Origin of the sequence: Polaromonas sp. UBA4122, from assembly GCA_002381615.1 — a bacterium.
In the GTDB taxonomy this organism is placed as follows: Bacteria; Pseudomonadota; Gammaproteobacteria; order Burkholderiales; family Burkholderiaceae_C; genus Polaromonas.
Window position 1 is genome coordinate 146,531 of record DFWY01000033.1, and the last position, 8,297, is coordinate 154,827.

The 8,297-nt window shown below is 60.5% G+C and carries 9 protein-coding genes; 2 read left to right on the forward strand and 7 right to left on the reverse strand.

Translation table 11 applies throughout. The features are described from left to right. The first annotated feature begins 185 nt into the window (after positions 1–185). Positions 186–1,847 (forward strand): NAD(P)/FAD-dependent oxidoreductase, encoded by a 1,662-nt coding sequence (locus B3F77_RS05095; RefSeq protein WP_293603905.1) that lies wholly within the window; start codon positions 186–188, stop codon positions 1,845–1,847. A 134-nt stretch (positions 1,848–1,981) separates the two neighbouring features. After that, on the forward strand, positions 1,982–2,656 hold the full coding sequence (locus B3F77_RS05100; protein WP_293603906.1) for a ProQ/FINO family protein: 675 nt from the start codon (positions 1,982–1,984) through the stop codon (positions 2,654–2,656). 108 nt (positions 2,657–2,764) lie between these two features. Here B3F77_RS05100 and htpX read toward each other — a convergent pair whose 3' ends face one another. The 7 genes from htpX to B3F77_RS05135 form a co-directional block, all read right to left on the reverse strand. Next, the gene (gene htpX / locus B3F77_RS05105; RefSeq protein ID WP_293603907.1) at positions 2,765–3,640 is read right to left on the reverse strand and encodes a protease HtpX; all 876 of its coding nucleotides are present in this window, start codon (positions 3,638–3,640) and stop codon (positions 2,765–2,767) included. A 142-nt stretch (positions 3,641–3,782) separates the two neighbouring features. Next, positions 3,783–4,541, reverse strand: a complete 759-nt coding sequence (locus tag B3F77_RS05110; RefSeq protein WP_293603908.1) for a DUF3025 domain-containing protein — start codon at positions 4,539–4,541, stop codon at positions 3,783–3,785. Further along, the gene (locus tag B3F77_RS05115; protein WP_414702959.1) at positions 4,541–5,311 is read right to left on the reverse strand and encodes an NYN domain-containing protein; all 771 of its coding nucleotides are present in this window, start codon (positions 5,309–5,311) and stop codon (positions 4,541–4,543) included. Before B3F77_RS05115 ends, B3F77_RS05110 begins: the two co-directional genes overlap by 1 nt. Next, positions 5,311–6,366 carry a dihydroorotase gene (pyrC, locus tag B3F77_RS05120; RefSeq protein WP_293603910.1) on the reverse strand — a complete coding sequence of 352 codons (1,056 nt, stop codon included), beginning with the start codon at positions 6,364–6,366 and terminating at the stop codon, positions 5,311–5,313. Before pyrC ends, B3F77_RS05115 begins: the two co-directional genes overlap by 1 nt. A gap of 100 nt (positions 6,367–6,466) precedes the next feature. Further along, positions 6,467–7,204, reverse strand: coding sequence for an amino acid ABC transporter ATP-binding protein (locus B3F77_RS05125; protein WP_293603911.1), 738 nt, complete (start codon positions 7,202–7,204; stop codon positions 6,467–6,469). 49 nt (positions 7,205–7,253) lie between these two features. Next, positions 7,254–7,922: an amino acid ABC transporter permease gene (locus B3F77_RS05130; protein ID WP_293603912.1), complete on the reverse strand. Its 669-nt coding sequence runs from the start codon at positions 7,920–7,922 to the stop codon at positions 7,254–7,256. Position 7,923: 1 nt separating this feature from the next. Continuing rightward, positions 7,924–8,297, reverse strand: a 374-nt coding sequence (locus B3F77_RS05135; RefSeq protein ID WP_293603913.1) for an ABC transporter permease subunit, incomplete at its 5' end; no start/stop codon positions are given.

Genomic DNA, 8,297 nt, shown 5'->3' on the forward strand with positions numbered 1-8,297 from the left:
TTCAAACATTCCTGCCATTTACACACCGAATACTACTGTTGTGTTCCGAGCGCAGGTGCGTGTAACTTTAACGTGACGAGCGGTGACGGGCCTAATTCTTTGATAAGTAAGGAGTCCCCCTCTTTAATCCGTTTCTATCATTACGCCCTTCTGCTTGATAACTACAAGCCACGAACCGGACGACCATGCTGCGACTGACTGAAATCAAACTCCCGCTAGCCCACGCTGAAAACGCGTTGCAGGGCGCCCTGCTCGACACGCTGCACATCACGTCGGCCGACCTGGTCAGCTGCACAGTTTTCAAGCGCAGTTTTGATGCCCGCAAAGCCGTGATCATGCAGGTTTACATCGTCGATGTGGCGCTGGCCGACGCCGACCTTGAAGCCGCGCTGCTGGCCCAGCATGCCGGCAACCCGCACATTCTGCCCACGCCCGACATGGTGTATCACCCTGTGGGACAAGCCCCCGCCAAGCTGCCGCTGCGCCCGGTGGTGGTCGGCTTTGGCCCCTGCGGCATTTTTGCGGCCCTGCTGCTGGCGCAAATGGGCTTCAAGCCCATCGTGTTGGAGCGCGGCAAAACGGTGCGCCAGCGCACCAAGGACACCTGGGGCCTGTGGCGCAAAAACCAGCTCAACCCGGAGTCCAACGTGCAGTTTGGCGAAGGCGGTGCGGGCACGTTTTCGGACGGCAAGCTGTACAGCCAGATCAAGGATCCGCGCCATCTGGGCCGCAAGGTGATGAATGAGTTTGTCAAAGCCGGCGCCCCAGCCGATATTCTTTACGAAGCGCACCCCCACATCGGCACCTTCAAGCTGGTCAAGGTGGTGGAACATATGCGTGAGCAGATCATTGCTCTGGGCGGTGAAATACGGTTTGAGCAGCGCGTGACGGACGTGCTGATTGAAGAAGGCACTGGAGGCAAGCATATCCGGGGCCTCACGGTGCTGGACCAGGCCACCGGCCAGACGCACGAGTTGCGCGCCGATCAGGTGGTCCTGGCGCTGGGCCACAGCTCCCGGGACACCTTTGCCATGCTGCATGAGCGCGGCGTCTACATCGAGGCCAAGCCTTTTTCCATCGGTTTTCGCGTTGAGCACCCGCAAAGCCTCATCGACCGCGCGCGCTGGGGCCGCCACGCCGGGCACCCATCGCTAGGCGCGGCCGAATACAAGCTGGTGCACCACGCCAGCAATGGCCGCTCGGTTTACAGCTTTTGCATGTGCCCGGGCGGCACGGTGGTGGCAGCCACCTCGGAGGTCGGCCGCGTGGTGACCAATGGCATGAGCCAGTACTCACGCAACGAACGCAACGCCAATGCAGGCATCGTGGTGGGCATTGATCCGCGCGACTACCCGGGCGATGCGCTGGCCGGCATTGCGCTGCAGCGCCAGCTCGAATCGCACGCCTTTGTACTCGGCGGCGGCAACTATGACGCCCCTGTCCAGCTGGTGGGCGACTTTGTGGCGGGGCGCCCCTCCACAGCGCTGGGCAGCATCATGCCGTCGTACAAACCAGGGGTTGCCATCGGTGATTTGTCGTCTGCCCTGCCCGGCTACGCTATTGAAGCCATGCGCGAAGCCTTTCCGGCCTTTGGCCGCAAGATCAAGGGCTTTGACACCCACGACGCGGTGCTGACAGGCGTGGAAACACGCACCTCGTCACCCATCAAGATGAGCCGCGGCGACGACATGCAAAGCCTCAATGTGCGCGGCCTGTATCCGGCCGGCGAAGGCGCCAGCTATGCCGGCGGCATTTTATCCGCCGGGGTGGACGGCATCAAGGTGGCCGAGGCGCTCGCGCTCAGCGTACTGCACGATGTGGAACGTTTGAGGACGGCAGCCGCCTGATGCGGTTCGTCCGCCCCGCCCTTGCTGCAACGGATGGTGGATACTTCGCCCTCGCACGCCGCAAATGCTCGGCTCACTATTTCAGAACCTGCGCCGACCCGCGGGCCCGAACCCCAACCTGACAGAACTGATTGATGACTGACACCGCAACCCAACCCCCTACCCAAGAAGGCGCAGCCGCCCGGCCTCCAGCGAACCGCAAAAAGCCGACGCCCGCACGCAAGGCCAACCCGGTACTTGAGCAGCTTTTCGAGCTCTACCCGAAGATGTTCGGCGCGCAGTTCCTGCCACTCAAGCTCGGCGTGTTCCAGGACTTGCTGGCGCAGCACCCCGACCTGTTCAAGCGTGAGGAACTGAAAGTAGCGCTGGGACTGCATGCCCGATCAACGCGCTACCTGGAAAGCGTGGCAGCGGGCTACCCCCGTCACGATCTGCAAGCTTCTCCGGTTGAGCCTGTCGCCCCGGAACACGTTCACTACGCGATTCTGGAAGTGTTCCGCAGGCGTCAGGCCCGCTCGAACGATGACTTGCGTCCCTATGTCCGCGTGCAACTGATGAAGGCCATTGAGGCTTCCGGGCTGAGCCGTGAGGACTATACGCTGCGCGTGCGATCGCAGGATGAAGCGATGAACGCCCTGCTCGACGATGCTTTTGTCGAGCTCGGAAAACAGGCCGCCAAACGCGAAGCGCTGGTCAAGGCATTCGGGGCCAGTGGAAAGACGGCCGCCGAGTTCGCCGAGATGTACGGGATGGACCCGACCGAGGTGACCTGGATCCTGGAAAGGGCGCGTCTCGACCAGGGCAGTTAAGCGGCAGCCTTACCCTGCGACAGCCACCGGGCAATGCGGCGGCGCCACGCCACGCCATGAAAAAAGCCGACGCAAGCGCCGGCTATTTTTACGATGGGAGAAAAACGCTCAGCCCTGCGCGTTCTGCAGCGCCGCAATGCGCTCTTCAATCGGCGGATGGGTTGCAAACCATTTGCCCATGCCGCCCGTGATGCCCATGGCTTCCACGGCTTTGGGCAGTTCGCCCGGCTGCATGCCGCCCAAGCGGGCCAGCGCGTTCATCATGGGCTGCTTTCTGCCCATCAGCTGCGCGGCGCCTGCATCGGCACGGAATTCGCGATGGCGCGAAAACCAGGCCACAACGATGGCTGCCGCAAAACCCAGCACGATATCGAGCACGATCGTGCTGATGTAATAAGCCATGCCGGGGCCGGAGTTGTTGTTGTCGCCGCGGCGCAAAAAGCTGTCGACCGCATAGCCAATCACCCGCGACAGAAACACCACAAAGGTGTTCATCACCCCCTGGATCAGCGTCATGGTGACCATGTCGCCATTGGCAACGTGGGCTATCTCGTGGCCGATCACCGCCTCGATCTCTTCCTTGGTCATGCCCTGCAGCAAACCGGTGGACACCGCTACCAGCGAAGAGTTTTTGAACGCTCCGGTGGCAAATGCATTGGGGGCACCTTCAAAAATGCCGACCTCGGGCATGCCGATCTGCGCCTTGTCCGCCAGCTTGCGGACGGTCTCGACAATCCAGGCCTCGTCAGCATTTTGGGCGTCGTTGATCACGCGCACTCCGGCACTCCACTTGGCCACGGGCTTGCTGATCAGCAGCGAAATAATGGCGCCGCCAAAACCGATGACCAGCGCAAAACCGAGCAGCATCTGGAGGTTCAGGCCATTGGCCGTCAGAAAACGGTTGACACCCAGCAGGCTGGCGATAATGCCCAGCACCGCCACCACGGCAATGTTGGTCAGTACAAACAAAAAGATGCGTTTCATGAATTCTCCGTGGAGGTCGGTAACTAAAGACCAAGAAAAGGCTAAAGGCCGCTGTGAGAGTTGCTCCTGGCGATAAATGGGGGGATTTCAATCCAAATCAAGTCGCGGGATCGACCGCAGCGCAGGATTTTATGGCTTGTTTTTATCTGCGCGAGCGAAATACAAGAGAGTCATCATAAAAGGAAAAGTTCTCGTTTTCCAGCCACCAGCCGGGCACGCCCAGCACCGGCAAAGGCGCAAAAGGCTTGGTGGCAAGCTTGTCCGGGCTCAGGTCGGAGGCCACCCAGGCATCCATGCCTGCTATCGAATCAATAGCTGGTTGCGCCCGGTAGACATGGGCTGTGATGGGTTTTCTTGGATAAACCAGCTTTTCAAGCAGCGCATGGCCAAATAGCACGAGCCGCGCTTGCTGCCAGAGCGGGCGCAGCCCGACAAACAGCTGTTGCCAGTCCTTGGCTATCAGGGCGTCCCAGAGCGGCTGAGGCGCCGACAAGAAGGCCGCATTTTCGTCAAACACCGTCAAGGCATCGCGCACCGGGCCGCGCAGCGGCGCTACGCCTGCGGCGGCAATCTCAAAGGCCTGCAGCTGGTTGAGCTTTTGCTTGGTTTGCGGGAAGCGCATCCAGCACAGGCCATTAAAAAAGTCGTGCAATCCCTCACGAGTCGGGCATTGTTCGCTATTGAAAATATAGCGCTCGTAAGCCTCACCGGGCGGCAGTTCGCTTTGCGGCACAAACCGCACCGGAGCGGCCGACTCGTGGTTCAGCGCTTCGTGAAACGTCGCACCGGCCACGACGGCTTGCATCACCCGCTGCCCCGGCTCGCGCCAGAGGTCCAACCACGGCCGGTCCCAGTCGATCTGCGGCATTGAGGCTATGGAGGCTGGAGCGCCGACGGCCATCAGTTCCTGGCCGGCTTGCCATAGCGCTTGTCGCGCACCATCACCGTGGATTTGCCTTCGTCGGCAATATCAAACAGTTGGCTCGCCACCAACAGCTTGGTCAGCGTGGCGTAGCCATAGTTGCGGTGGTCGAACGAGGCCTGATTGGCGATCTGGGTGCCTACCGCGCCGACGCGCGCCCAGCCCTCATCATCAGCCGCCGCCTGCACGGCGTTGCGCAGCAGCATGACGAGCTTGGCGTCCTGCTTGAGCTGCGCCGGCGTGGCCCGCAAAGGTGCGGTGGCCACCGCGTCCGCGTCTTCCCGGCCGCCCGCAGGCGTGTCACTCGCCGCAACCGGCCGCAGCTTGTCGAGGTACAAAAAGCGCGAGCAGGCGTTGACAAAAGGTTCGGGCGTTTTCTGCGCACCAAAGCCGTACACGGCGGCACCCTTGGCGCGCAGGTGCATCACCAGGGGCGTGAAGTCGGCATCGGATGACACAATGCCAAAAGCGTCGGGCTGGTCGGTGTACAGCAGCTCCAGCGCATCGATCACCATCGCCATGTCGCTGGCATTTTTACCTTTGGTGTAGTCAAACTGCTGCATCGGGCGGATGGCATGCTCATGCAGCACCTCCTCCCACCCCTTGAGCTCATTCTTTTTCCAGTTGCCGTAGGCGCGGCGAATATTGGTTTCGCCGAAAGTCGACAGCTCATTGAGGATCAGGTCGATCTTTGAGGCGGGCGAATTGTCGGCATCGATCAGCAAGGCAACGCGGGGTTTGCGGTCCATCATTCGCTCCGGGTAGTTTCAAGCTTCCAGGTCAGGTTTTCACCCGAGCGCAAGGGTTTGAGTTCGGCCTCGCCAAATGCAAAACTCTCGGGCGAGCGCCAGCTTTCTTTCTTCAAGGTGATCGTGTCCTGGTTGCGCGGCAGGCCGTAGAAGTCGGCGCCGTTGAAGCTGGCAAAGGCTTCGAGCTGGTCCAGCGCGCCTACCGCGTCGAAGGCTTCGGCGTATAGCTCCATTGCCACGTGGGCGGTGTAGCAGCCGGCGCAGCCGGTGGCGTGCTCCTTGAGCTGCGCCGGGTGCGGGGCGCTGTCGGTACCGAGGAAAAATCGGGTATGGCCGCTGGTGGCCGCTTCAAGCAGCGCGACACGGTGCGCTTCGCGCTTGAGCACCGGCAGGCAGTAGTAGTGCGGGCGAATACCACCCGTGAAGAGTGCATTGCGGTTGTACAGCAGGTGGTGCGCGGTAAGGGTGGCACCCAGGAACCGGTCGGCGTCACGCACGTACTGCGCAGCCTCGCGGGTGGTGATGTGCTCAAACACGATTTTGAGCTCGGGGAAATCACGGCGCAGCGGAATCAGCTGGGTGTCAATGAACACCGCCTCGCGGTCAAACAGGTCAATGTCGGGCGAGGTGACTTCACCGTGCAGCAGCAGCAGCAAGCCTTCACGCTGCATGGCTTCGAGGGTTTTGTAAATCTTGCGCAGGTCGGTCACGCCCGCATCACTGTTGGTGGTGGCACCGGCCGGGTACAGCTTGGCGGCGACCACGCCCGCGGCTTTGGCCCGCTTGATCTCTTCAGGCGGCAGGTTGTCGGTGAGGTACAGCGTCATCAGCGGCTCGAACTTCATGCCCGCAGGCACGGCGGCCTGGATGCGTTCGCGGTAGGCTACGGCCTGGGCCGCGGTGGTCACCGGCGGGCGCAGGTTGGGCATGATGACGGCGCGGCCAAACTGCGCAGCCGTGTGCGGCACCACTGTCTGCAGCACCGCGCCATCGCGCACATGCAAATGCCAGTCGTCCGGGCGGGTCATGGTGAGGCTGGTGGCTGAAGTCGTCATGCGTTGAATTGTCGCACTGGTGGCGGCGCCTGACCACCATGCAGCGCCCTAAAAAAAGCCCCGGAGTGCGGGGCTTTGTGAGGGCAAGGGGTTGACGGGCTCAGTGCTGCAGGATCTTGTTGAGGAAATCCTTGGTGCGGTCCTGGCGGTTTTCAGGGTGGCTGAAAAACTCGTCTTTCGAACAGTCTTCCAGAATCCGGCCGCCCACGTCCATGAAGATCACGCGGCTGCCGACCTTGCGGGCAAAACCCATTTCGTGCGTGACCACCATCATGGTCATGCCCTCAACGGCCAGGCCCATCATGCAATCCAGCACCTCGCCCACCATTTCGGGGTCAAGCGCGGAGGTGGGCTCGTCAAACAGCATGGCAATCGGATTCATGCTCAAAGCCCGGGCGATCGCCACACGCTGCTGCTGGCCACCCGACAGCTGTCCGGGAAATTTGTCCTTGTGTGCCATCAGGCCCACACGGTCCAGGTATTTGAGGCCGTGTGTTTTGGCTTCATCGGCCTTGCGGCCCAACACCTTGATCTGGGCCAATGTCAGGTTCTCGGTCACGCTCAGGTGAGGGAACAGCTCGAAGTTCTGGAACACCATGCCGACGCGGCTGCGCAGCTTGGGCAGGTCGGTTTTGGGGTCATGCACGGCCTGGCCGTCGACAAAAATCTGGCCTTTCTGGAAAGGCTCCAACGCATTGATGACCTTGATCAGCGTCGATTTACCCGAACCGGAGGGCCCACAGACCACAACGACTTCGCCTTTCTTGATGCTGGTGGTGCAGTTGTTGAGAACCTGCACGTCACCGTACCATTTGGAAACTTCTTTCAACTCAATCATCTTATTCTCCAGTGTGCTCGTTGGAATTTACTGTGCTTTGACAAGTTTCTCAACGAATGATGGCGATCCTGCTTTGCAGCTGTTTGACCATGAAGGACAAGCCGAAGCAAATCACGAAATAAACCACCGCGGCCAGCAGGTAGGCCTCTTCGGGGCGGCCATAAATCTTGCCCGCGGTCGTAAAACCCTTGAGCAGATCGTAGGCACCAATGGCATAGACCAGCGAGGTGTCCTGGAACAGGATGATGGTCTGCGTCAACAGCACTGGCACCATGTTTCGAAATGCCTGCGGCAGGATGATCAGCCGCATGTTCTGGCCATAGGTCATGCCCAGGGCCCGCCCGGCGTTCACCTGGCCGCTTGAGATCGACTGAATACCGGCCCGCATGATCTCGCTGAAATAGGCTGCCTCAAAAGCCACGAAAGTGATCGTGGCCGAGAGCTCAGCGCCTATGGGATGCCCAATGAGGGTGGGCACCAGAAGGAAGAACCAGAGGATCACCATCACCAGCGGGATGGAGCGCATGCCATTGACATAAATGGTCGCGGGGATCTTCAGCAACTGCCGGCCTGACAAGCGCATGAGCGCAAGCAGGGTCCCCAGCACGATGCCACCAAGGGTGGCAATCACGGTCAGTTGAACGCTGAAATAAAAACCGTTCTTGACGAACTTGGAGATGATCTCCCAGTTCAGAAAACTCAGGTCAAGTCCCAGCATGTCAGTGGCCTCCGCCTGCAGTTCCGGCAACGATGTAGCCCGGGATCTGCATTTTCTTCTCAACGAAAGCCATGACGCGGTTCACTGCAAACGCTGAAATGGCATACAGGGCCGTCACGGCGATGTAAATCTCGACGCCGCGTGAGGTCTCTTCCTGCGCCTGCATGGCAAACATCGTGAGCTCGGCAATCGACACGGCAAACGCGACCGAGGAATTCTTCAGCAGATTCATTGATTCGCTGGTAAGCGGCGGAATAATGATGCGAAAAGCCATCGGCAGTATCACATAGCGATAGGTCTGGGCGGTGGTAAAGCCCAAGGCCATGCTGGCATAGCGCTGGCCGCGCGGCAAGGCCTGCACTCCGGCACGCACCT